General features: G+C 61.4%; 20 protein-coding genes. 4 read left to right on the plus strand and 16 right to left on the minus strand.

The annotated features are described in order from the left end of the window. Positions 1-21: 21 nt before the first annotated feature. Positions 22-789, plus strand: coding sequence for an SDR family oxidoreductase (locus tag PPTH39_RS02835; protein ID WP_095018034.1), 768 nt, complete (start codon positions 22-24; stop codon positions 787-789). Positions 790-929: 140 nt separating this feature from the next. Here the strand turns inward: PPTH39_RS02835 and PPTH39_RS02840 are convergent, their stop codons facing one another. The 15 genes from PPTH39_RS02840 to PPTH39_RS02910 all read right to left on the minus strand — a co-directional run bounded on the left by PPTH39_RS02840 (position 930) and on the right by PPTH39_RS02910 (position 19,061). Next, positions 930-3,902 (minus strand): RHS repeat domain-containing protein, encoded by a 2,973-nt coding sequence (locus tag PPTH39_RS02840; RefSeq protein ID WP_130871555.1) that lies wholly within the window; start codon positions 3,900-3,902, stop codon positions 930-932. A 120-nt stretch (positions 3,903-4,022) separates the two neighbouring features. Further along, positions 4,023-5,129, minus strand: a complete 1,107-nt coding sequence (locus tag PPTH39_RS02845; RefSeq protein ID WP_130871556.1) for an NAD(P)H-dependent flavin oxidoreductase — start codon at positions 5,127-5,129, stop codon at positions 4,023-4,025. Then, positions 5,126-6,031: an enoyl-CoA hydratase gene (locus tag PPTH39_RS02850; RefSeq protein ID WP_095000413.1), complete on the minus strand. Its 906-nt coding sequence runs from the start codon at positions 6,029-6,031 to the stop codon at positions 5,126-5,128. The genes PPTH39_RS02845 and PPTH39_RS02850 overlap by 4 nt, the downstream gene beginning before the upstream one ends. Before the next feature lie 15 nt (positions 6,032-6,046). Continuing rightward, positions 6,047-6,844, minus strand: coding sequence for a CoA-transferase subunit beta (locus PPTH39_RS02855; RefSeq protein ID WP_130871557.1), 798 nt, complete (start codon positions 6,842-6,844; stop codon positions 6,047-6,049). 11 nt (positions 6,845-6,855) lie between these two features. Next, positions 6,856-7,731: a CoA transferase subunit A gene (locus tag PPTH39_RS02860; RefSeq protein WP_095000415.1), complete on the minus strand. Its 876-nt coding sequence runs from the start codon at positions 7,729-7,731 to the stop codon at positions 6,856-6,858. A gap of 10 nt (positions 7,732-7,741) precedes the next feature. After that, the gene (locus PPTH39_RS02865; RefSeq protein WP_130871558.1) at positions 7,742-8,632 is read right to left on the minus strand and encodes a VOC family protein; all 891 of its coding nucleotides are present in this window, start codon (positions 8,630-8,632) and stop codon (positions 7,742-7,744) included. Positions 8,633-8,834: 202 nt separating this feature from the next. Next, entirely contained in the window at positions 8,835-9,773 is a 939-nt protein-coding gene (locus PPTH39_RS02870) for a bifunctional OB-fold nucleic acid binding domain-containing protein/MaoC family dehydratase (protein WP_095020036.1), read from the minus strand. A gap of 5 nt (positions 9,774-9,778) precedes the next feature. Then, positions 9,779-10,990, minus strand: a complete 1,212-nt coding sequence (locus PPTH39_RS02875; RefSeq protein ID WP_095000418.1) for a thiolase family protein — start codon at positions 10,988-10,990, stop codon at positions 9,779-9,781. A 140-nt stretch (positions 10,991-11,130) separates the two neighbouring features. After that, entirely contained in the window at positions 11,131-12,798 is a 1,668-nt protein-coding gene (locus PPTH39_RS02880; protein WP_130871559.1) for a DUF1302 domain-containing protein, read from the minus strand. Between the two features lie 64 nt (positions 12,799-12,862). Next, on the minus strand, positions 12,863-13,948 hold the full coding sequence (locus PPTH39_RS02885) for an MBL fold metallo-hydrolase (protein ID WP_095000420.1): 1,086 nt from the start codon (positions 13,946-13,948) through the stop codon (positions 12,863-12,865). After that, positions 13,941-15,803, minus strand: coding sequence for a long-chain-acyl-CoA synthetase (locus PPTH39_RS02890; protein WP_130871560.1), 1,863 nt, complete (start codon positions 15,801-15,803; stop codon positions 13,941-13,943). Before PPTH39_RS02890 ends, PPTH39_RS02885 begins: the two co-directional genes overlap by 8 nt. Continuing rightward, on the minus strand, positions 15,800-16,873 hold the full coding sequence (locus PPTH39_RS02895) for an alkene reductase (protein WP_095000422.1): 1,074 nt from the start codon (positions 16,871-16,873) through the stop codon (positions 15,800-15,802). The genes PPTH39_RS02890 and PPTH39_RS02895 overlap by 4 nt, the downstream gene beginning before the upstream one ends. A gap of 9 nt (positions 16,874-16,882) precedes the next feature. After that, positions 16,883-17,512 (minus strand): nuclear transport factor 2 family protein, encoded by a 630-nt coding sequence (locus PPTH39_RS02900; RefSeq protein WP_130871561.1) that lies wholly within the window; start codon positions 17,510-17,512, stop codon positions 16,883-16,885. A gap of 10 nt (positions 17,513-17,522) precedes the next feature. Then, positions 17,523-18,296: an SDR family NAD(P)-dependent oxidoreductase gene (locus PPTH39_RS02905; RefSeq protein ID WP_095020040.1), complete on the minus strand. Its 774-nt coding sequence runs from the start codon at positions 18,294-18,296 to the stop codon at positions 17,523-17,525. 30 nt (positions 18,297-18,326) lie between these two features. Then, positions 18,327-19,061 carry an SDR family NAD(P)-dependent oxidoreductase gene (locus tag PPTH39_RS02910; RefSeq protein ID WP_095000425.1) on the minus strand — a complete coding sequence of 245 codons (735 nt, stop codon included), beginning with the start codon at positions 19,059-19,061 and terminating at the stop codon, positions 18,327-18,329. Between the two features lie 379 nt (positions 19,062-19,440). Between PPTH39_RS02910 and PPTH39_RS02915 the strand changes: the two genes are divergently transcribed. The 3 genes from PPTH39_RS02915 to PPTH39_RS02925 all read left to right on the plus strand — a co-directional run bounded on the left by PPTH39_RS02915 (position 19,441) and on the right by PPTH39_RS02925 (position 23,823). Beyond that, on the plus strand, positions 19,441-20,772 hold the full coding sequence (locus PPTH39_RS02915) for a spinster family MFS transporter (RefSeq protein ID WP_095020041.1): 1,332 nt from the start codon (positions 19,441-19,443) through the stop codon (positions 20,770-20,772). A 17-nt stretch (positions 20,773-20,789) separates the two neighbouring features. Continuing rightward, positions 20,790-21,617: an alpha/beta fold hydrolase gene (locus PPTH39_RS02920; protein ID WP_095000427.1), complete on the plus strand. Its 828-nt coding sequence runs from the start codon at positions 20,790-20,792 to the stop codon at positions 21,615-21,617. Positions 21,618-21,693: 76 nt separating this feature from the next. After that, positions 21,694-23,823: an oxidoreductase gene (locus tag PPTH39_RS02925; protein WP_130871562.1), complete on the plus strand. Its 2,130-nt coding sequence runs from the start codon at positions 21,694-21,696 to the stop codon at positions 23,821-23,823. Between the two features lie 103 nt (positions 23,824-23,926). Here PPTH39_RS02925 and PPTH39_RS02930 read toward each other — a convergent pair whose 3' ends face one another. Then, positions 23,927-24,808, minus strand: a complete 882-nt coding sequence (locus tag PPTH39_RS02930; protein WP_130871563.1) for a LysR family transcriptional regulator — start codon at positions 24,806-24,808, stop codon at positions 23,927-23,929. Positions 24,809-24,878 lie beyond the last annotated feature (70 nt).

Genomic DNA, 24,878 nt, shown 5'->3' on the forward strand with positions numbered 1-24,878 from the left:
CCCAGATAACAGGGAATCAACATGTCCAGGACTCAACTGTTCGACCTTGATGGCAAAATCGCTTTTGTTTCCGGTGCCAGCCGCGGCATCGGTGAAGCCATTGCCAGGCTGCTGGCCCAACAAGGTGCCCACGTCATTGTCTCCAGCCGCAAACTCGAAGGCTGTCAGCCAGTGGCCGATGCAATCATCGCCGAGGGCGGCAAGGCCACTGCCATCGCCTGCCATATTGGCGAAATGGAACAGATCACTCAGACCTTTGCGCGCATACGCGCAGACTTTGGCCGCATCGATATTCTGGTCAACAACGCCGCGACCAATCCGCAGTTCTGCAACGTACTGGACACCGACCTTGGCGCTTTCCAGAAAACCGTCGATGTAAATATTCGCGGCTATTTCTTTATGTCCGTGGAGGCAGGGAAGCTGATGCGCGAGCACGGCGGCGGCAGCATCATTAACGTAGCCTCGATCAACGGCGTATCACCGGGAGTGTTCCAGGGTGTGTATTCGATGACCAAGGCAGCGGTGATCAATATGACCAAGGTGTTTGCCAAGGAATGTGCAGGGTTCGGCATTCGTTGCAATGCGTTACTACCGGGGCTGACCGACACCAAGTTTGCCTCGGCGCTGGTCAGCAACGACGCCATTCTCAAGACCGCCCTGCAACACATCCCGCTCAAACGCGTCGCCGCCCCCGGCGAGATGGCCGGGGCTGTGCTGTATCTGGCAAGCGATGCATCGAGCTACACCACGGGTATCTCGCTGAATGTAGATGGCGGATTTCTGTCCTGATGCCAAGCGCTGCCACGATGATCTGGCAAGCCTCAGACAGCGTGAGCAGCACAATGCCTGCGGTGCAGGCAGCGTGGGGTATCACACCAAACCGGAGCACTATCATCGCGAACAGGCCCGCCGCCGCAGGTTATCCATCATCAGTGCTTGACCGGTCTCCAACGCTTGAACAGGCTGTTGTAACCACTTCTGGCCGTTTGCAGCAAAAGCCCACGCACCTCGGTCAGTGCCGATACCGCCCCTTTGGCAGCCCCCACCCAGGCCCTGGCCCGTGAACTTTGCTGCGCTATCGGCGAACCTGTGACATACGCGGCGATGGCCTCGATCCCGACCCCGGCCCAGTAAACCCACGTCTGATTGAACATCCTGCTCATGCCTCCATGAAACGTGGCCATCCCTGGCGGGATCTGCAGCGTATTCACGTGACGATCCAGCTGAGCAGATTGATGGCCCGCGCGAATGTACGTCCCCGCCGCCCCGTCATAAGCCTCGATCACAGGCGCTATATTCGGCTGCAGTGGCCCTGGCACAAACTGACCATAGACCGCGTTGGGAACAGTAGCCAGGCCATAGGCACCTGCACTCATCATCGTTCGCATGATTCTGGAACTTACCGGGGTCTGCCCCCAGGACACGCTGTCACCGTAACCTCTCAAGGTCTGCTGCAGGACTTCACGTGTAAGTGAGCGCACATGCCCCGCCAGCCTCACTCGAGCCACGGGATCCCAAACCTCATCAGAACCCGCCCCCTCGCTGGCACCTCGCATTTCAAAGCCCCTGTGCGTAACGTTTGCGGCAATAAAACCGATAAAGGGGCTCCAGTGAGTCAAGTTTGCAAAAAGCCCGGTACCCATGTGCATGACGGCCAGTGCATCAATGGCATTTACCGTACTTCGCAAGGCAACATTGAGCCCGTGAGTCGGTTGACGACCCTCAAACAGGGCCAGGTCGACCCCCACCCCGACAACATTACTGATCCAGGTTGCCAGCCCATCACGAATCGCGGCGGCACTCGAAGCCTGCCACCGCGACCTGATCTGCCTGGACAGCCCGGAGATGGCCGAGTGCAATCCGGCAAACCGGCCAATAGCCGCCTCCGAACTCAGCAGGCCCTGCTCGTCGACCCTGCCGACGGGATTGCCCAGCGCCATCGCGTACAGGTTCATGCCATCAATATCATCGCCCGGATCGGCGCTGATCCAGCGCGCCAGCCACGGTGCGTAATACCGCAAGCCGTAATAGTAAAGCCCGCTGGCATCGCGCTCCTTGCCCGAATAGCGAATAAATTTATAACGGGCTTCAAGGGTATTTTTCGTCGCCCACCAGGCAGTGGCTCCATAGGGGTAGTAGCTTTCCTGACTGAGTAACCGCCCAGAGCCATCCAGCTCCAGCATGCTGCAGCCCAGATGGTCCGAGAGGCTCAAACGCATGTGTTCGTTATCGATGCTTTCGGGGCGCCCCTTCTCCCACTGCAATATGCTCGCGCTATTGAGATCACCGACCACCATCAGCACATTCACCCATTCGCCCGTGGCGCTGTTGCGCCGGACTTCGAGACCGGGCAAGTAATACACCTCTTCACGACGGGGCTGACGATGGCCATGGGACTGTCTGATTTTAAGCGCCCTTGCCCCGCTGCTGTCGTAGACATAGGCCTCATCATCGTTGGCACCGTCCTGGCGTGTGACACGGGTAACTCGCTGCAATTGATTGCGCAGGGTCCAGCTCAGCCACTGCCCCGGTTCGAGTACCTGCTGGTTGCCATTCGCGTCAAAGCCGCTTGCCAGCCCGGGGCGGGCGGGCAGCCCCGACTTTTGTTCAAGGCCGTGATTGCTGTGGTCAGCCACGTTCATCTGCCGTGTATAGCCGGAACCGTGGCTGGGCATGTGTTGCAGCCGGGCAAGATTGCCGCCTGCATCGTAGGTATACGACTGACGGTAGTTACGCATACGCTGACCGTTGGCCGCACCCAGGCCCGCAGCAACGGGCAGCTGCGGGCCATTGAGATTGCTGGCGTTTTCACGGCCCGTGGCTTCTATCAGCTGGTAGAGCGAGTCGTAGGTATAAGTGCTCAATGCTTGCAGCCGGGTATTATCAGACCACAGCACAGGTTGCGCCGCATCACGGATATTCAGCACATTGCCAACCCGGTCATAGACATAGTTCAAGTCCTGCAAGGCTTCACCCGGATTACTGGTGCGCCATGTTTTCAGTTGCTGCAGGCGGTCATCCAACGGGCTGTAGGCCAGGGCACGCACTACCCCGTTGCCCGACCGTTCAACTTCTATCTGGCCGCTCGCGTTATAGGATCTTTGCTGCACCACACTGTGCTGGCGACCGCTGCCGAGATTGACCATCACCGCAGCCAGCAGACCGTCCACATCATGGCGCATACGCTGCCGATTGCCCTGGGCATCGATTTGCTCAACCAACTGGCCCACAGCATCACGGCGCCATTGAGTGCGCCAGCTTCGGGATTCAAGGTGCTGCTCACGCAACCCGGCCTGCGGCGACCAGTTGGGCGCTTGGGATGCGTCACGTACGAATCGCCGTGACTGACTCGTCACCTGCCCCAGCAGGTCATAGCCCTCAAACCACAGCGTGCCGGCAGGGTCGTCATGACGGATCAGCCGGGCGCAGCCATTTTGGCTCGCATGCACAGCGCTGTTGTCGGCATAGGTCAGACGCTCGACACAATGCGCAACCTCAGTTCCGGCGCCCTGTTCGAATACGGCGTTCAGGCGCAGCAGTTCATCGTATTCCCAGATGCTGCGGGTACCCCGGGCATCCCAACTAAAGCGCAGTTGCCCGCCCGCCCCTGCCAGGCTGATACGCACGCCGCGGTCAACACTGTCGCTGCGCAGCAGGCGCCCCGACAGCGAAGATCGATTGCGCTGATTGGGCACCGTAGTCGGATTTTTACGGCGCAATGCCACCAGACGCGGATCCCACTGTTCGGTCAAAAAACCGCTGGGGCCAAACACCTGGCGGCTGATCCGCGCTTCAGGTTCCTGCGCCGCAGTGCGCCGATGACAGGCCACCGTGCAGATGGCCAGCCCGCGAGGGTCATAAGCGGTTAGCAAGGGAGTATGGCGATGCAAGGCTTGGGGCATAAATCAGCTTCCTGAACTGCACAATAATTAAAAAGTGTAGTGATCAGAATGCTTGCCCCACGGGCCAGAGCGGACAGGCTTTGTATCCAGATAAGTTAAATTACAGCAGAGCCAGCCGTTTCAGATGGCTGCCGCTTCCCCCGCCTTACAGCGCGCTGCCTGATGACGTGCATTCACCGCTATCAGGCAGCGCTCGGCCTCTTGCACCATCTCGTCGATCAGGCTCTGGCAACTTTTCAGTTCGCCAATGGCAGCGGCCACCTGCCCGCTGGACAAAATCCCCTCATCCGGTACGCCATCCACCATCGAGCGCTGCAACAGCACCGGCTGATTGGCCGCCATCACCGTCTGCGACAGCGCAGCAGGGTCTTCTTTTATTGATTTGGCAAATACACCGAGCATATGCCCAAGGCTCATGCCGGTGTGTTGCTTCCAGTGCCAGGCGCTGCCCAGGGCAATGCGCAGGCGGCCAAAGGCACCGGCTTTTTCCAGACGATTGATAAAAGCGTTTTCGATCATGCGGTGGCGCATGCCATCCACTGCCGTCGTCACGCGAATCTGCTGTGGGTCGGTCACTTTCACGTAGCGCTCCAGCGTCGCGATCGGGGTTGGCGACTCCTGGGTCATCAGGAACCGCGTGCCCATGGCCACCCCGGCCGCACCTGTGGCCAGCGCCCCGGCCAGCCCGCGCCCGGTGGAATAGCCCCCCGCGGCAATCACCGGCACCCGCACCGCATCCAGCACCTGCGGCAGTAAAATGGTGCTCGGCACGCCCCCGGTATGCCCGCCACCCTCGCCGCCCTGTACGGTGACCATGTCTGCGCCCAGTTCCACGGCCTTGAGTGCGTGTTTAAGCGCACCCACGGTGGGAATGCACAACACCCCGGCCTTTTTGAAACGCCCGATGGTCTGGCGGTCGGGGCCGCGGCCATAGCTGACGGCTCGCAGGCGGTACTTGATGGCCAGGTCCACGCACTGCGCGGCGTTTTCCTGGAACATATGGAAATTGAGGCCGAAATTACTCCCCCCCGTGGCCTCGATCACCCGCAGGATTTGGCCCTCCAGCTGATCCGCCGCAATGGTCGCTCCGGCCAGAAAACCGAAGGCCCCCGCACGGGTACTGGCGATCACCAGATTGGCGTCCGCTACCCAGCCCATCGCGGTTTGCACAATGGGGTAACCGCAGCCCAGGGCATCGGTCAACGCCGTTTGCAGATAGTCACTCATCCACGCTCTCCCGCAGCACTCTTGTTCGCTTCAATCATGGCCTTGGCGTCATAGCCGCCCAGCTTGTCCCCGGACAGCAGCTCGTTATGGCTATGGGCGAAGTGATGCCAGGCAAACACCGCGTCCATCGCCGTACGCTTGCCCTGCAAGTCCTCGACGTGATTGATCGCCTGCTTGGTCAGGGCCAGGCCCATCCGCGGCTGTTTGGCGATGGCCGCTGCCAGCGCATAGGTACCGGCCTCCAGCCCTTCGCGGGTAAACAGGCGATTGACCATGCCCATCTGGTAGGCGCGTTCGGCGCTCATGCGATCGCCAGTAAACAGAAACTCCTTGGCAATGCGCGGGTTCAGTTCATAGGGGTGGGCAAAATACTCAACCCCCGGAATGCCCATGCGTACCACCGGGTCCTGAAAAAAAGCATCGTCACTGGCCACGATCAAATCACAGACCCAGGCCAGCATCAGCCCGCCGGCAATGCACGCCCCCTGCACCATGGCAATGGTCGGCTTGGGCAGTTCGCGCCAGCGCCGGCACATGCCCAGGTACACCTCTTGCTCGCGGGCATAGAGGTACTCGCCGCCCGGCTTGTTGGTGTGGTCCCACCACAGGCTGGCGCGCTCAAATTCCTTGTTGATATCGCGCCCCGGCGTGCCGATATCGTGCCCTGCGGAAAAATGCTTACCATTGCCGCGCAGCACAATGACCTTCACCGCATCGTCATTGACGGCACGGCGCAAGGCGTCGTCCAGGGCGTAGGTCATCTGCGAGTTTTGCGCGTTATTGACGGTCGGCCGGTTCATGGTCAGCGTGGCGATACCATCGGCCACCCCATAAAGCACCGGGTCCTCGGTTTCATACACAGCGGTGTCAGCCCGCTGCACAAATTCGCTGTCGCTGCTCATATGAACTCCTGGCCATCAGGCCTGACGAATGCCGGGCGGGTTGCCCTTGAGCGCAGAGGCGCGATAGTCATGGGGATCGAGGCGGCGGATCAGCGCCAGTTGCTCCGGCGTCGGCGCCACGGTCTGCTTGAGGTCGGCGGCCTTGAGCAGCGGGAAACCGGTTTTCTCCTGTACCTCTTCAAAGCTCACGCCCGGATGCAGGGAACGCACCTGCACGGCCCGGTCCGGTCCGCCGAAGTCCATCACACACAGGTCGGTGACGATCAGGCGGATGTCCATCAGGTCGCTGCGCATGCCCTCTTCCCAGCGCTCGGGCTTGTAGCCGACACCCGAGACCATGTCCACTTCCCCGGCGACAAACGCCCGGGTGTTGTGCGACGGCACGAAGAACGAGTTGATATGGTTGATGCTGTTGCCCGGCAAACCGCGCACCCCGAGCATTGCCACCTTGGGCTTTTGGTAGTCGCCAATGCACGACAGGTTGGTCTGGCCCCAGCGGTCGATCTGGGTCGGACCGATCATGGCGTGGCGACGCCCGCCCCACACGCACTCGAACACCCGCTCGAACGACAGATAGCCCGAATAACGCGGTACAAAATCTCCACGCGGCCCCAGGGGAATAGGCTCTTCCACCAGAAATGCCTCGCTGTCGGTCATCAACAGTTCCGGGCTATGGGTCAGTTTGGCCAGGCTCGCGCCCAGGCGCGGGATTACCCCCAGGCCCGAAGCAATCACTTCGCCGTTACCGCGCCAGGCTTCACAGGCGGCCACGATCAACAGTTCAGCCAGGGTAAATTCGCTAGTAGCAGTCATGTCCACACTCCTCAAAACACGGGCAGCGGCAAAGCGCTCAATCGATCGACCCCGCCATTGCTGGCCTGGTAGGCGCTTTCGCCCGGGGTCACAAACTCGGCTACATAACCTTCCCAGCCACCTTCTTCGGCAGCGCTGGCGCTGTAGCGTTTCAAGTGGCTAAGGTCCCAGCCGTAGTCGGACGGGCAGGCTGTCGGATGCGCACCAAAGGGTGCATGCACCACGCCGCTGACCAGATAACGTTCGAAGGTGTTGAAGCGGGCCTGGGCAGCATCCAGGTTCAAGCGCTCCTCGATCCGCTCACAGGAGACAAAACACTGTTTGGCGGCACGGGCATACAAATGATCGAAATAAGGATCGGGGCCCGTTACCAGGGTATTGCCCAGGCGGTCGGCAACGTTGACGTGCAAAAAGGCGATATCCAGATTCAGCGCCGGCATGGCCAGCAACACCTCGCCATCCGCATAGGGCGACTGCACCTGCTTGATCCCGGGGTTCAGGCGGCTGACATCGGTGGCCAGGCCACAACGGGTCGGCAAGAACGGCAGACGCATGCCGGCGGCCCGCAGGCCCCATTGCAGCATGCCCTCGTCCAGTTCCATCAGCTCCAGTTCTCCGGCCTCGCGAGCCTTGCGAAAGTAGGCTTCGAGCGGGATGGCATCGAGGGTGGCAAAGCCGAAAATCAGTTTTTTGACCTTGCCGGCAGCGCAGAGCATGCCGACCTCGGGACCGCCATAGGCGACCACGGTGAGATCCTTGACGTCAGAACGCAGGATCTCGCGCACGATCGCCATAGGCTTGCGCCGCGGGCCCCAGCCGCCGAAGCCGATGGTCATGCCGTCGCGCAGTTGGCCGACCACGTCTGCCGCTGTCATTTGCTTGTTCATGTAGTGCTCCTTACGACTGTCCTGCGGAGAAGTCATGGCCCCACAGGCTTACCCGGGTGAATTCAAAAGCGCTGTGGTCCTGCCAATCCACCAGCAAGCCGCCATAGCCATACTCCAGGTCAAAACCTGAAGGGGTTTTCATATAGAAAGAGGTCATGCGGTCATTCAGATGCTGGCCGAGGGTGGCCGACAGCTGTACGTCATGCGCGATGCGCCGGTCATGGGCGCGGCCCACTTCAGTCATCGACTCGACCTCGACCATCACATGCACGCAGCCGGACGGCACCGGGTACTCGGCCAGGGCCAGGCTGTGGTGACGGCTGTTTTTGCAATGCAGAAAATGGATGCGGATCGGTGGTGCCGAAGGGTCGGGACGGAAGTTGAAAATATCCGACAGTTCAAAGCCCAGCACATCCTTGGCAAACGCCAGGGTGGCATCGAAATTTGGCGCGGGCAGTACGGTGTGGCCCAGGCCCATATCACCGGTGACAAAACCCGGCACTCCCTGGGGCGAGACAAAGGGCTGGCAATCGGAGCGATGGCCCCAGCTCAATTCATGGCGGTTACCTGAAGGGTCGGTGACGTGCAGCAGTGCTTGCACACCGCGCTGATCGCACTGTTGGGCGCTGCCCAGGCGCCAGTTGACGTCGGCCTGATCCAGCACTTCGATCGCGGCGTTGAAAGCCTTTTCGCCGGCCAGCTCCCAACCGGAAGCCAGATACCGCGACTCACCGCCCGGCACGATAAGCATGCGATACGGACGCTCATCCATCTTCACGTACAAGCCGCCGGCGGGTGCTTCGCTGACCATCATCCCGAGCACGTCTTCGGCGTAACGCTGCCATTGAACGGGATCTGCAGACTCTGCAACGAAGTAGCTCAAACCACGAATGTCGATCATGTGCCTGCTCCTCAATGCCTGTATTTATTGGCTTGGAGGAGTATGGGAAGGATGGGGGTGGGGTTCATCGTCCGTTGAGACTAAAGCGCTCGGGTGGGGCGCCTTAAACCGGTGGGCGCGGGCTTGCCCGCGATGCAGGCGGCGCGGCGTGTCATTAAAACCGCGTCGATAGCATCGCGGGCACGCCCGCTCCCACAGGGCATCACATATACAAAATCACCAGTTCATTGATCACCGACGGCCGCTCGCTGCCCAGCACATGGGTATTGAGTTCCAGGGTCAGCTGAGTACCGCTTCTGACCCGCTCTACCCGCTTGACCCGGGCCCGCGCATGGATGGTCGAGCCCGCCGGCACCGGTGCCGGGAAGCGCAGGCGATCCGAACCATAGTTGACCATATTGGTGAACCCGGTGATCTCATAACCCAGGTTGAGTTTCATCCGTGACTGCAGGATCTGCACCAGCGCACCGTGGGCGATGGTCCCGCCAAACGGGCTTTGCTTGCGCGCACGTTCCGGATCGGTGTGGATCCAGTAATCATCCCCGGATAACTGGGCAAAGCTGTCAATCAGGCCCTGATCGACCACCACCTGGTTGCTCCACGGGCTGAACTCGTCGCTGACCAGCGCCTGCAGGCCCTCTTCGTCATCCAGGGCAATCTGGCGCACTGGCACTGCGGTTTCTGGCACCGGTTGCTCAACCGTACGCAGCGTCTTCAACGCCTCGGCATCCTTGTCCAGCCCGGTAAAACGCAGCAGCCGGTTGCCCTTGGCATCGACCTCGGCAAATACCGGTTGCAGGCGCATGCCCACTTTCACTTCAGACTCGTCCAGCCCGACCAGATTGGTATTGATGCGCACACCCTGATCCAGCTCGACCACCGCCAGTATCTGCGGCATTTCATCGGCAAAGTCCGGCAGGGTCGCGATGCGTGTCACGGTAAAGCTGTACAGCGTCGCGCCACCACTGACTTCACGCCAGGTCAGGGCATGGGTAAAGCACGCCGGGCAGTGCCTGCGCGGATAAAACACCCAGTGGCTGCATCGTTCACATTGCTGAATCAGCAGGCGCTCGGCCTTCAGGCCTTCCCAGAACGGTGCAGAAATCTCGGTCGGAACCGGCATTGGTTTGTTGTTCGACATCGGATTTATGCTCCCTGAAGTATCAATGCGCCCTGCTCACTCATCACCCCACCGGTGCCTGAGACATATACCGTGTCGCAGCGTTTGAGCTGGCGCTCGCCCGCTTCTCCGGCAATTTGCGTCACCGCCTCGATCACCTGGCTCATCCCCCCCGCCGCGCCGGCCTGGCCAAAGCTGAGCTGGCCGCCATGGGTGTTCATCGGAAAATCGCCGCGCCAGGTCAGGTCGTGTTCACGGACAAAGTTCATGCCTTCGCCCTTGGCGCAAAAACCGGCGTCTTCCAGGGTCAGCAAGGCGGTGATGGTGTAGCAGTCGTAAATTTGTGCCGCATCCACATCGGCCGGTTTGAGCCCGGCCATTGCGAATGCGCGCTGCGAGGCAGGCCCGATAGGTGTGTGCAGCATGTCCTGGGCATAGGACGGCGACTTGAACGCCAGGTGCTCGCCGAAGCCGGTGATCCACGATGGCCGCTTGCGCGCCCGTGCTGCCACCTCTTTGGAGGCGATAATCATCGCGGCGCCACCGGCCACCGGCATGACGATTTCCAGTACATGCAGCGGGTCGGCAACTTTTTTACTGGCCAGCACTTGCTCGATGGTCAGCGGCTGGCCGTAAAACATCGCTTCTGGGTTGTACTGCGCATTGGTGCGCTGATCGACCGCGATTTTTGCCAGTGCCCGCGGGTCATAACCATATTGCGCGGCATAGCGCTGGGCGATCATCGCGTAGCCGGTGTTCTGGCCCATATGCCCATACGGCAAGTCGAACTCGGCTTCAGGTGCACCGAACGCTGTGCTGTGGCCGCCAAAGCGCATGGCCCGGGCCATCCAGCTGGCGTCTTCATCCGGGCCCATGGGCGCCATGCGTGCGGGCAGCACACACAGCACCGCCTGGCACAAACCCAGCTCAATCGCAGCGGCAGCGCGCCAGACCATGCCCACCGAGGTACAGCCGCCAAGGTCGACCACTTCGGCAAAATTCAGGCGCAAGCCCAGGTACTCGGCGGCCATGGCCGGGACGAACACTGAGGCTTCATGAAAATGCGGGCCATTGATCACCAGCCCATCGAGATCCGATGCCTGCAAGCCGGCATCCTGTAACGCCCGGGCCGCCAGGTCAGCCACTTGTTCCAGATGGAACATGCGCGGGGCCGTGGCGTATTTCTCCGGTTTGTACTGAGCGCTGCCAACAATGGCGGCATGACCTTTAAGACCCATGGTTTTCTCTCTTTAAAAGTGCAAATCAGGCCGTTCCGTGGGAGCGGGCTTGCTCGCGCTGGCACCGACGCGGTTCTGCTGCAAAACCTCAGTGCCTGTATCGCGAGCAAGCCCGCTCCCACACAGGGGCAGGCAAGTCGTCAGAACGTGTATTTCATCGAGAACGTGGCGTAGTCACGGTCTGCCAGCGGGCGGTAGATCGGGTCGGGGGAGCCCAGGTACCCGATATACCTGAGGGATACTTCCAGGTTGCCCAGGTATTTGAAGGTGGTACCCGCACTCAGGCGCCTGTCCCCCGCCACCCCGGCAATGGTTCCCGACATCGGTGCCGCACCGCTGAATACGTTGGAGAAGGTGAACGGCACTTCAAGGTCCCAGCCCTGGAATACGCCCGGGTAACTGAACGAGGCGCCCACGGTGTAAGCGCTCGAAGAGCGGGTACGCCAGGCCGTGGCCGTTTTGTAGGTGTACTGATCGGACGGTTGCACGGACGGCACCAGCGACGGCAACAGGCCCACACCATCAAGGTTCGGCGCGGCAGAGGTTTCGTCGGCGTGGTCGGCACGCACCGTGACAAACTCACCGGTCAGGGTGGTCTGGCTGGCCCAGGGGCGGTCCCCCAGGATGCGCATGGCCGACAACTGGAACTGTTGGCCCTTACCCTTGGCCGGCACCGGGCCCAGACCGGTATTGACCATCACCGGAGCACCGTCGCGATAAGACCACTCCGCACCAAGCTGGTACTCGCCAAGCTTGGTGGTGGCACTGATACCGGTGAGTTTGATGTCTTCAAAATATTTGACCCGGTAGCCGTTGGCCTTGTAAGCCAGGCCACCGGGGCCTGCCGGTATCGGGTCCCAGCCCACCAGCGCAGTGGCCGGGTTTTTGTCGTGGTAAACAACATGGAACAGCGATACTTCGAGGTCGGTAATCGGCCTGTAGCGGACCTGAGCACCCCACTGGCCGCTGTCGCGCGGCTCGTCGGTGCCCAGGTAAGGCACCTTGTTGGCGCCCATATACAAAAATTCGCGGCCCGGGCCGATCACGTCGGAAGTCGACAAAAAGCTGCCCACCGGCGGCAGTTCGGTGCCCTTCCACTCGTACTGCACATAACCGCCCAGGGTAATTTGCGGGTTGATCCGGTAAGACGCCGAGAACTGCCCCACCGGCAGCAGCACCTCTTTGACCTCAACCCCCGGCTGCGCGGCCTTGACCGCATCGGACGGGTTCTGCACGCCGTTGACGCCAGGGTAGTAAAGGCTCTCGCCCCATGACTCGATATGCCGACCCGCTTTTACGTCGAGCATGGTGTCGTTTTCAAAACGCCAGCCGCCAAACACATAAGCGTCGAGCAGGCGCGTGCGGCCACCGCTGTAGTAGCGGGTGTCACTGGTGAACTCGTCGTTGTCGCCGTATTTGTTGACGGTGGCCGGTGAATCGTTGTCATTCTTGCGGTGATACACATCGTCGTAAAAGGTACTGGCGCGCACCACCGCACCGTAGTTGTCTTTGCGCAGGATCATTTCGCCCAGCGCGCCCACCCGGTTGGTGGTGAGGCTGTGCTGATCAAAGTTGCGGTTCGGATCATCGACGTTGACCCCCATCAACCGGCCGCTGGGATTGCCCAGCCGCGTACCGATGCCATAGCTGGTGGTGACCGACCAATCAATCGTGGTGCCGTCATCGAACTCGATGGTGTCCCCTGCCCACAGCGGGCTGCAGACCAGCGCCACGGCAACGGCCAGGCCACTGGCCTGGAAGTTGTGCGGGCGCTGCCCTGAACAATTATTGTTATTTTTATTGATCACTCTGCCTCTCCTGATTAGCGACTCGGTGGCCGCTTCGATGGGTTCAAGCGTCATTGCGTTGTGTTCAAAGCAACTCAAGCGGGTCGAACTTCACGACTCCTGTCGGGGCCTGTCGATAACGATGCAGCCCTCCTTCTTCCTCACGAACGAGCGCCCCCTCGGCCATAAGGTAATTGGCATGCGCCAACGTCTCGCCTAGCGCCATCAGCTCGTCGAAACGGCCTGACAGTTTCTTGAACAGCACCGCCATCATTTCCAGCCCGGTGCGCGGTTGTTCGCACGCTGCCAGCAACTGCTGCAAGTGCTGGCGATGGTGGTCGCGCAACTGGTCCAGGCGCAGATGCAGGTTGTAAAACGGCCGTTCATGGGCCGGTAGCACCAGTACGTGGTCGGGGATCGTGCGCAACCGTTCGATCGAGTCCAGCCAGTCCCGCAAAGGGTTGGCCTGAGGCTCGCTGACATACACGGCAATGGTGGAAGTGATGCGCGGCAACACCTGGTCGCCGGAGATCAGCAAACCATCGTCCGGCGCATACAGACAGGCGTGTTCCGGTGAATGACCGTTCCCCATCACCACCTCCCAGCGCCGCCCGCCGATGGTCAACTGGCTGCCCTGGTTCAGCCGGGTAAACCCCGCCACCAGTTGCGGGCGAAAGTGCTCGCCCTGGATCAGCGGCAGCAACGCCGTCGCGCGCTCGGCGCTGAAGCCGGCCTTTTGATAAAAATCCAGAAACGCCCAGTCCGGTGCCGTCGCTCGCGGCGGGCCATGGTGCAGCGCCTCGAACTCGCCATGGGTCATCAGCACCGGGCAACGAAATCGCTCGGCCAGCCAGCCCACCACACCGGTGTGGTCACTGTGAAAATGGGTGCAAATGACCGCCTTGAGGGGCAAGCCAGCCATGGCTTCGACAAACACCTGCTCCCACACGGCGCGACATTGATCGCTGTTCAGCCCGGTATCCACCGCCACCCAGCCGTCACCGTGACGCAGCAGATACAGGTTGATGTGATCAAGGCCAAACGGCAGCGGCATGCGCAGCCAGAGCACGCCCTCGGCCACTTCCTGCACCTGGCCGCTGGCCGGGGCCTGTGGCCAGGGGTAGCGCAGACCGTCACGCCATTGATGGCCTTGAGCGTCGAGTTCACTCATGGTCGGCACCTGCAAACGGCAGCAGACCGTTACGGGCCAGCACTTGCAGGGAGTACGGCTGATAGGTGCGGCTACTTTCATCGCGCACAAACAGCGGATCGGCAAACAACTGCGGCGCGTAACCCTGACGCTGCAAATCAACCTTGCGCAGCTTGAAGGTGCTGGTCAGGTCCGCCGCCAGTGTTACCCGTACAAACACCGGCGCGGCATAACGCGGCAAACGGGTTTGCGTCAGCTCATAAAAAGCCTGCGGGTCAAAGCTATGCCCGGGCTGCATCAAGATCGCCGCCATCCCCGCACGGCCTTCGTGTTCAGGTACCTGCACGCCGTACACGTTGATCAGTTCAAGCCCCGGCATATCACTCAGGGTGTCGGCCACTTCCAGGGTCGAGACGTTCTCGCTTTTCCAGCGGAAGGTGTCGCCGATGCGGTCGACAAAATAGAAATAGCCGTCGTCGTCATAACGCAGCAGATCGCCCGAACTCCAGTAGGCATCACCACGTTGAAACACATCGCGGCGGATCTTGCTCTCGCTGGCCGCAGTACTGGTGTACCCCTCGAAACGCCCACCGCCTATCTGCGGGTGATCAACGATAAAGCCCATTGCCTCGCCGATTTCTCCCGGTTGGCACAACTGGTAAAAACCGTTTGCATCCCGCGGATGGCTGTCGCTTTCCACGTCGTAACGCACCAGGCGCAGATTGGTGCGGCTCCAGTCCGGCACGCGACCACAGGAGCCCACATAGTTGTCGACATTGATCAGGTTGGCGTTGGCTTCGGTGGCACCCCAGCCCTCGAACACCTGGATCGGGCCAAAACGCTCCAGCCAGCGCTGCCAGGATTCAGGCGTGAGCCCGGCGCCGAGCATATGGCGCAAACTGTGCTCGCGCTCACCGGTCACTACTGGCTGGTTGAGCAGGTAGCGGCAGATCTCGCCGATGTACTGGAACACGGTAATGCGGTTGCGGCGCACATCCGGCCAGAACTCACGCACGCTGAACTTGCGCCGCAACACAATGCTCGCACCTGCGCGCAGTGCCGTGGACGTCACCGAAGTGGCCGCCGCGCCGTGGTACAGCGGCAGGCAGCAGTAAAATACGTCGTCACAGGTGGCCCCCAGGGTGACTTCCATCACGTCACCCGAGGACAACCAGCGCATATGGCTATAGCGTGCCGCCTTGGGCAGGCCGGTGGTGCCCGAGGTAAATATCAGCAGTGTGGTGGTTTCGGCCGTAATCGCCGCACGCACGTCACGGGCGAAGACCGTGGCCGGGGCAGCGGCGACGTGCTGTTCAAAGTCAATATCGACAATGGCCGGCAGCTCGCCGTCAAAGGGGTTCAGTGCATCGTTGACCAGCCACAGCGGGACATCGGGCAAACCTTGAGTGCCCAGCAGATTGGCCAGGCATTCTTCGCCCACCACCACCGCCCTGGCCGCCGTGGATTGCAAGGCATGCACCAGTGGCTTGCCACTGACCTGGGTGTTGATAAACGCCACCACCACACCGAGCTTGACCAGTCCGAACCAGCTGTAGAAGAACTGCGGACGGTTCTCCATGGCAATCGCGCAAACATCCCCGGGGCGCAGGCCCTTGGCGTAAAACACATGGGCCATGCGATTGGCCTGGGCTTCCACGGCGGCGTAGGTGACACGCTGCTCGCCGTCGATCAAAAAAGGCCGATCGGGGAATGCACGGGCCTGCCCTTCAAGACGGTCGGCCAGGGTATACAGGTCCGCCGGTTTGATCTGGCCGCTGGCCGCAGAACGCAAATCCAGCAGTGCCTGGGTCTGATCACGGGGCACGGGCTGTTGTCTGACTGCCGTCAGGGTGCTGATGCGGGACATGTCGTTCATGGCGCCACCGCCTCGGCCAGCGGGTAATCGCTGTAGCCTTCCGGGCCAGGTGAGTACAGGGTCTTGCGGTCGAAGCGGGCAAGGGGCAAGCCCTTGCGCAAGCGCTCGACCAGGTCCGGGTTGGCAATAAAGTGCCGGGCAAACGACACTGCATCGCCCTGCCCGGCCTGCAGCGCGGCTTGTGCCGATTCGCCGTCAAAACCGTCATTGAGGATCAGGCCGTTGCTGCAATGACGCTGGGCCAGGGCAAAGGCATCCAGTTCCGCCAGCGGTGAGCGCATGATATGCACATAAGCCAGGCCCATCGGCTCGGCGGCCTTGCACAGGGCAACTGCGGTGGCCAGCGGGTCTTCGTCATCGATATCGTTGAACGGATTGCCCGGGCACAGGCGCAAGGCGACACGCCCGGGGCCAATAGCCGAAGCCATCGCTGCCAGCACCTGCTGCGGGAAGCGCACGCGATTTTCAACACTGCCACCGTATTGGTCTTCACGCCGGTTGCTGCCCGAGGCCATGAATTGCATCGGCAGATAACCGCTGGTGCAGTGCAGCTCGACGCCATCAAAACCGGCCTGGCGTGCATTGAGTGCGGCCTGGCGGTAATCTTCGATGACCTGTTCGATGTCGTGCGGCGACAAGGCCTGCGGCTCGTCGGTATCGACCATCCCGGCAGTGTCGGTAAACAGCTGGGTGCGGGCGCGCAAGGCCGACGGCGCTACCGTGGCGGCGCCTGCCGGTTTGTTGTGGGCGCTGGCTGCACGCCCCACATGCATCAGTTGCAGCACAATCAGGCCACCTTCGGCATGCACTGCATCGGTCACGGCTTTCCAGGCGGCAATTTGTGCCGGGGAGTAAATCGCCGGGGTGCGACAGTAGCCCAGGCCACTGGCCGAGGGCGCCGTGCCTTCGGCGACAATCAATCCGGCAGAAGCGCGCTGACGGTAATACTCGACCATCTCGGCCGTCGGCACCCCGTGTTGATCGGCGCGGCTGCGGGTCATGGGCGCCATGACGATACGGTTGGCCAGTTCAAGCTCACCCAGGCGCACGGGTTCAAACAGAATGCTCATGGTATTTCCTCAGCGCACGCGGATTTTCGGTGCGCCAGCCCCACGGCGCAGGGTGGCAAGAAAGTGCTCGAGCGGAGCCGCTGTCGCCACTTGCGGCAGTTGCTCCTTGTCCGGGCGGCTGGCCCAGAACTCGGTCCACGACGGGAACAGATCGTGGAACGTACCGGCGTAGGGTTCGCGCCCCGGCCAGCGCATTTTTTGCGTGCCGATCGGCGGTTTGTTGAGGTCACTGGCGTACCAGTAGCACGGCAGGCGACGGCGGAAATACCAGCGCCCCTGCATGCGCTCATAGTCATCCCAATAGAGCATTTGCATGGTCACCCACTCGGGGCCGGTCTCGTGCTCGTTCTTGGAATACACCACGCCCACGGCATGGTCCGGGTCGGTGAACTCGATCAGGTGCTGGCCCAGGTGATGGGAAGTGCCGTGAAACTGGTCGCGTAACGTGTCGTCGACCCAGGCCTTGAGGTGCGCACGCCCGGTTTTCCCGCGGCCTACGCGAATGTCTTCGGCAAACAGATTGACGTGGGCATCGAGGTCACGCATGTCCAGCGACAACGAATATTTACCAGCCAGCTGGCGGATCTCATCAATCGATTCCAGCCGATCGAGACGGGCTAACAAAGCGCTCTGTTCCATAAAAGGGTCCTTATTCCAATACCGTGTACAGCTCACTGCTGCGTCCGCCATCCACCGGCAGGCAAGCACCGGTGATGTATGAAGCTTCGTCACTGGCCAGGAACAGAATGGCGTTGGCCACTTCCACCGGCTGGCCGACGCGCTTGAGCGGGATCAGTTTTTCGGTATTGGTGCGCGTCTTGTCATCGGTGAGCATGCCTGCCGTGGCCGGTGTCTCGACCACACCCGGGCTGACCACGTTGCAACGGATGTTGTGGCTGGCACCTTCACTGGCCGCAGCGCGGCTGAAGTTGATCACCGCGGCCTTGGCCGCCGAGTAACCGGCCATCCACGGCGTACCGAACTGCCCGCAGATCGAGGCCAGGTTGATGATCGAACCGCTGCCCTGGGCGCGCATCAGGCCCATGGCCGTGCGTGTACCCCAAAAGGTGCCGTCCACCGTGGTGGCGAAGTTCGAATGCCAGTCAGCGGTCGAGGTGCTGTCAATCGCGCCCCAGCTGTAGGCCATGGCGTTGTTGACCAGAATATCCAGACGGCCGTGGCGCTGTGCCGCCTCGCTGATGGCGCCGACATAAGCGGCTTCATTGCTGACATCGGCCACCGCGCATTCGGCGCGGCCGCCGCTGTCACGGATCTGTGCCGCTACGGCTTGCAGCGGCTCGATGCGTCGCCCGCACAACACCACCAGCGCGCCTTCTTCGGCAAAGCGCAACGCCGTGGCCGCGCCGATGCCTGAACCGGCGCCGCTGATAAAGGCAATTTTGTCTTGTAAACGAGTACCCATGATCTGCTCTCCCATTGCTGTGCGCGGCACTCAGATAAACGCCATGCCGCCGTTGACCGCGAGGTTCTGACCGGTGATGAACGCTGCGTCATCACTGGCCAGAAAGGCCGCGACGCGAGCGATTTCATCGGTTTCACCCATGCGACCCAAGGGGATGGCCTTGAGCATGCTTTGCATCCAGTCGTCCGGGATGTCAGCCATCATCGGCGTGTTGGTCGGGCCGGGAACGATGGTGTTGACCCGTATGCCGTTGCCGGCCAGTTCGCGCGCCATACTGCGGGTCAGGCCCATTACCCCGGCCTTGGCTGCACAGTAATGGCTCGGACCTTCGCCGGTCAGGGCGGCGGTGCTGGAGATATTGATAATCACGCCGGGCGTGGCAGCGGCGAGCATCAGCTTCACCGCTTCTCGGCTGCAGAAAAACGGCCCGGTCAGGTTGACCCCGATCACTCGTTGCCAGTGTTCGTCCGGGGTTTGTGCGAAGGCATCGATGGAGCCGATACCGGCATTATTGACCAGCACATCGAGGCTGCCGAAATGTGCATGCACGGCAGCCATCGCGGTGGCGACCGAGTCGCTGTCAGCGACGTTACAGGACACTGCCAGGGCCTTTTCGCCCAGCCCTTCAATACTTTGACGCGCGGCATCGAGGTTGATGTCGGCGGCGACCACCTTGGCACCCTGCTCGGCAAAGTGACGAACAATCGCTCGTCCCATGCCCTGGCCTGCACCGGTTACAAACGCCACTTTGTTAAGCAATTTCATCCTGTTCTCCCACCTGCCCGAAGTCGGCCCGCCGGTAAGCCCGGACGGTGTATGGGAGCAATCATTGACTGCGGCTAAAAGCTGAACATCGTCCGATGGGACTAAGCAGCTCAAGAGCGGATGACGACCGTAGCAGCTGACGAGCAGCCTAGTTCCTACGGCAGCTGCAGAAACACTGCAACTGTGGGAGCGAGCCTGCTCGCGAAGGTCGTTCGCGAGCAGGCTCGCTCCCACAATAGGGCTTGACCTGCAACAGAGTATCTACAGCTTTCATCCCCAGAGAGATTCTGTGCATGACCGGCTGGTCTAAATGGACGATGTTCATCCAGCCGGTTCGTGGAATAACTCACTCACTAGAACAAAAACCGGGAGACCCGTCGTGTCCATACCCTTGCGCCCCACCTGGCGAACCCATTACGCACTGGGCGTATTGGCAGCCATCTATATCTTCAACTACATAGACCGGCTGCTGATGGCCATTTTGATCGAACCGGTAAAGGCCGAGTTCGGCATTTCCGATACCGGTATAGGTCTGCTTTCAGGTGTGACCTTTGCCGTGTTCTACACCCTTTTCGGCTTTCCGCTGGGGCGCCTGTCCGATCGGATCGGGCGCAAAAAAGTCATCGCCTTCAGCTGTATTGCCTGGAGCGTCATGACCATTTTCTGCGGCTTTGCCGCCAGCTTCACCATGCTGGTGATCGCCCGGATCGGGGTCGCTATCGGCGAAGCCGGGGGCACCGCGCCGTCAATGGCCATGGTCTCGGACCTCTACCCGCCCGACCGCCGCTCGACCGCCCTGTCGGTATTGATGCTGGGCTCAAGTCTGGGGGCGATTTTCGGCCTCGGCCTGGGCGGCTGGATTGCCCAGCATTACGGCTGGCGTTTCGCTTTTGTGGTGATCGGCGCTCCGGGGATTTTGCTCGGCCTGATCCTGCTGTTTACCGTGCGGGCACCCAAGCCGGCGATGCTGGTCAGCCCCAATCTGGTCGCGCAAGACCACTGGCTGGTCACGGTTCGCGAGTTGTTCCAGACACCGTCCTTTCTCTGGCTGGTGTGCACCGGCGGCTCGGCGGCCATTGCCGGTTATGCCATCGGCACCTGGAGCCCGAGCTTCCTGATCCGCTCCCACGGCCTGAGCCTGCAGGACGCGGGCCTGCTGGCCGGGGTCGCAGGCGGTGCCGGGGCAACCATCGGCACCCTGACCTGCGGCATTTTGTGTGATCGCCTGGTGCGTCGCGACAAGGGCTGGCAAATCGGGGTGCCGCTGCTGGGCACGCTGATCAGCATCCCGTTCGGTCTGGCGTATTTCCTCTGGCCAGTGGGCACTGCATTTTATATGGGCAGCACACCCATGCCGACCGCGTTTCTGTTTTATTGCGTATTCAGCTTTTTTGGCACCTGGTGGGCAACGCCCTGCCTGGGCGCCATCTCCCATCTGTTTCCAGCCACCCGCCTGGCCCAGGCCACTGCAATTTTTGTAATGGCCATGACCCTGCTCGGGGTCGGTGTCGGGCCGCTGCTGATCGGCATGCTCAGTGACGGCTTTGCCCATACCCTGGGCAACGAAGGCCTGCGCTATGCCCTGGCTTCCTGTATCTCGCTGCTGGTTCTGGCCTCGGTGTTTCTGGCCATGGCCTTGCCGCGCTACCGCAACCACCTGATGAACAAGACCCCGACCCCAGCACCGCTGGCTGACGCGGCCACTGCCTGACAACTGGAGATTGAGTGATGACCGAACAAGACCTTCCCCTGCCCATCGGCCACTTTGTGACACTGGACAGCGGCCTGCGCCTGCACTTTCTCGACGAGGGCAGCGGCCCGGTCGTATTGTGGTTGCACGGCAGTGGCCCGGGCGCCAGTGGCTACAGCAACTTCAAGGGCAACTATCCGCAGTTTGTGGCTAACGGCTTTCGCAATCTGGTGGTGGATTTGCCGGGCTTCGGCCGCTCCGACAAACCGGAAGATGTGAACTACGACCTGGCGTTCTTCGTCAACGCCATGTCGGGCTTTCTCAAGGCAGTGGGGGTCAAGCGCGCCACCTTGCTCGGCAATTCCCTGGGCGGTGCGATTGCTCTGGGCCTGGCGCTGGCTGAGCCGGAGCGCGTCGAAAAACTTATTCTCATGGCGCCAGGCGGTGTTGAAGAGCGCGAAACCTACTTCAAGATGATCGGCATCCAGCGCATGGTCGAGCTGTATAACGCAGGCCCGCTGGGCATCGAGCAAATGCGCCGGATCATGAGCCTGCAACTGTTCGACACCGCGCTACTGGACGACAACCTGTTGGCCGAGCGCGTGGCCGTGGCCGTGCATCAGCCGCGCAATCTGTTCAGCACCATGATGGTGCCCAACATGACCGAGCGCCTTGAAGAGCTGCAGGCACCGATCCTCGGGTTCTGGGGCACCGACGACAATTTCAACCCCGCATCCGGCGCGCTTAAAGTGCTGACCCACGCTCCCAATGCGCGTTTTATCATGCTCAATCAGTGCGGCCACTGGGTACAGGTCGAACACCGCGACATGTTCAACAAGGCGTGCCTGGAGTTCCTGCGCGGCTAACCGTATACCTGCATGACCTGCGGCTGCCTGCGGGCGGCCGTAGCCCTTCCAGACACCCGCTCGGGCTGAAATAACAATGACAAAATACCCTCAGTTACTGGCACCCGGTCGCATAGGTTCTCTTGAACTGCGCAACCGCATCATCATGGCGCCCATGGGCTCCAACTTCGCCGAGGCCAATGGCCAGTGTGGCGAGCGCATTCAGGCCTATTACGAAGCCCGCGCCCGTGGCGGCGCCGGGCTATTGATCATGGGGGTGTGCTCGGTGGCGTTTCCGGCCGGGACCGCCGAGCCATTCCAGGTCGGCGTTTCCAGCGATGAGTTTATCCCCGGTTTGAGCCGACTCGCCGAGCGCGTCCACCAGCACGGCGCAAAAATTGCCATGCAGTTGCAGCACGCCGGCAAGACGGCAGTGCGCGACATGGCCGAAGGCCGGCAACTATGGGTGCCCTCGGTGCCGCCGGTGCTGCAAAGCGACATGATGGCCGCGCTGACGCCCGAAGAACTGGCCAACTTTGTCAGCTCCATGAAGCGTCGCGCCGAAGGCTCACCGATCCGTGTAATGGACAGCGCCGATATCGCGCAGATGATCGAGTGGTTTGCCAGTGCCGCCGACCGCGCCAGGCGAGCGGGTTTCGACGGTGTGGAAATCCATGCGGCCCACGGCTACATCATCGCCGGTTTCCTCTCCGGCTATTACAACCAGCGTGAAGACGAGTACGGCGGCTCGCTGGAGAACCGTGCCCGGCTGCTGCTGCAAATCATCGCTGCAATACGGGCCAAAGTCGGCCATGAATTTGCCGTATGGCTGCGCCTGGATGCCGAAGAACTGCACACCCCCGGCGGCAGCAATCTTGAAGATGCCATCGCCGTGGCACGCATGGCCGAGGCGGCAGGTGTAGATGCGGTCAGCGTTTCGGCCACTGCGCGCATCACCAGCGGCGTGGTGTTTACCGAGGCGCCACTGGTGCACAAGCCCGGGGGGTATCTGGAATGGACCGCTGCGCTCAAGCGTAGCGTGCAAGTCCCGGTGATTGCCGTGGGGCGGATCGAGCCGGAGGTCGGTGAAGCCGCCCTCAAGCGCGGCGACTGCGACTTCATTGCCATGGCCCGCAAGTTCCTCGCCGACCCGGACCTGCCCAACAAATTGCTCAACGACCAGGAAGCGAGTATCCGCCCGTGCATTTACTGCTACGTGTGCGTGAGCCAGATTTTTATCAACGAGCGGGTCAAATGCGCGGTCAACCCCATGACCGGCCATGAGTTCGAATACGTCATCGGCCCCACTGCCACACCCAAGCATCTGGTGGTGGTGGGAGCCGGGCCTGCCGGGATGGAAGCCGCACGCATCGCCGCGTTACGCGGCCATCGCGTGACCCTGCTCGAGCGCAGCGACCGCCTCGGTGGCACGTTGTTTTTCGCCGGCCTCGCCTATGCCGAAAACGCCCGCCTGCTGGAAAATCTCAAGGTGCAGGTGCAGCAGTCGGCGATTGATATCCGCCTCAACACCCTGGCCAGCCCTGCCCTGCTGCGCGACCTGGGTGCCGATCAGGTGCTGGTGGCCGTAGGTGCAGAACGTGCTGCACCGGCCATCCCCGGCGCCGATCAGGACCATGTCTGGAGTGGCGACGAACTGCGCCGTTTGATGACGGGTGACCGTGCTGAAGAAATAGCCAAACGCAAACTGTCCTTCACCCAGCGTGCACTGATGAAGGCCGGCAGCCTGACTGGCGTGACTGATAGCCGTGAAGCCATGGAAAAACTGTCGCGGGTGTGGATGCCGCTGGGCAAGCGCGTGACCATTATCGGTGGCGGCCTGGTAGGCCTGGAGCTGGCGGAATTTTTGATTGCCCGCGGACGTCAGGTCACCGTACTGGAAAGCGGTACTCACCTGGGCCGGGAGCTGGCCATTGTGCGGCGCTGGCGGGTGCTGCATGAAATTCGTGTGCATGGCGGCGAGTTGATCACCGGGGCCAGCGTTACGGCGATCGACGGCCACAGCGTGCGCTATCAACTGGCCGATGGCACTTCGGCGCAGAGTGACGCCGACTCCGTGGTACTTGCCATCGGCGCCCAGCCCGATACCGGACTGCTCGACGAACTGACCCGAGCGGGGTTGAGCGCCAGCAGCATCGGCGACTGCCACAGTATCGGCTATATCGAAGGCGCAATCAGCGCCGGGCACAAAGCCGGACGCGAGGCCTAGCGGTTCATCTGTGGGAGCGGGCTTGCTCGCGATGCAGGCGGCGCGGTATAGCGGTTGAACCGCGTCGATGCCATCGCGAGCAAGCCCGCTCCCACAACCGCGATTACCAGGTTCTTTCCAACAAGCTGTCGAACATCGCCTGGGCCGCCGACGAAAGCTCATGGCCTGGCTTGGTCAAAACGCCAATGGCCCGCTCCACCACCGGCTCATGCAAGGTGATGCAGCAGGCTCCCAGCTCACGCATCTGTTCGGCACACAGGGCCGGCACCACGCTCACGCCCAGCCCGCTGGCGACCATGCGGCCCACCGTGGCCAACTGATGGCTTTCAAATTCAACCGGCAATTTCATCTGCCGCGCCTGCAAGTGTTCTTCCAGCAGCACCCTCACCGCAGACGGTCGTTGCAGAGTGATAAAGGGCTGTTCCAGCAGGGTCTGCCAGTCGATCAAGTCAAGCCCGGCCTGTGCCGAGTCACGGGGCACCACGGCGACAAAACGGTCCAGATACAGCGGGGTGAACGTCAGCGACGAAGCGCCTGCCGGTTCGAAGGCCACACCCAGCTCCACCTCCCGGTCACGCACCATCTCCAGTACCTGCTCGTTGATCACATCGTTGACCGTGACGTTGACCTTGGGATGCCGCGCGCGAAAAATTTTCACAATGGCCGGCAGCAAGTTGCCCGAAAACGACGGGATGGCGGCCAGGGTGACGCGCCCGCGCTGCAGGGTGAAGCGCTGGCGCATTTGGTCTTCGACATTGTCCCAGTCAGCAATCAAACGCCGGGCCAGCGGCAACAGCGACTCGCCCTCCGGGGTCAGGGCGACATTGCGCGTGGTGCGACTGAACAATCGCCCGCCCAGGCCCTGTTCCAGCGCCTTGATGGTCAGGCTCAGGGCCGACTGGGACAAATGCAGACGTTCGCAGGCCACGGCAAAACTCAGGCTTTGGGCCACCGCAAGAAAGGCACGGATTTGTTTTACGGTCATGGCCAGGCCTCAGGCTTATTGATTTGTTTTATCTATTAATCCGACGCAAAAATCAACTTATCAAATCAAT

It is taken from the genome of Pseudomonas bubulae, from assembly GCF_900618535.1.
Taxonomy (GTDB): Bacteria; Pseudomonadota; Gammaproteobacteria; order Pseudomonadales; family Pseudomonadaceae; genus Aquipseudomonas; species Aquipseudomonas bubulae.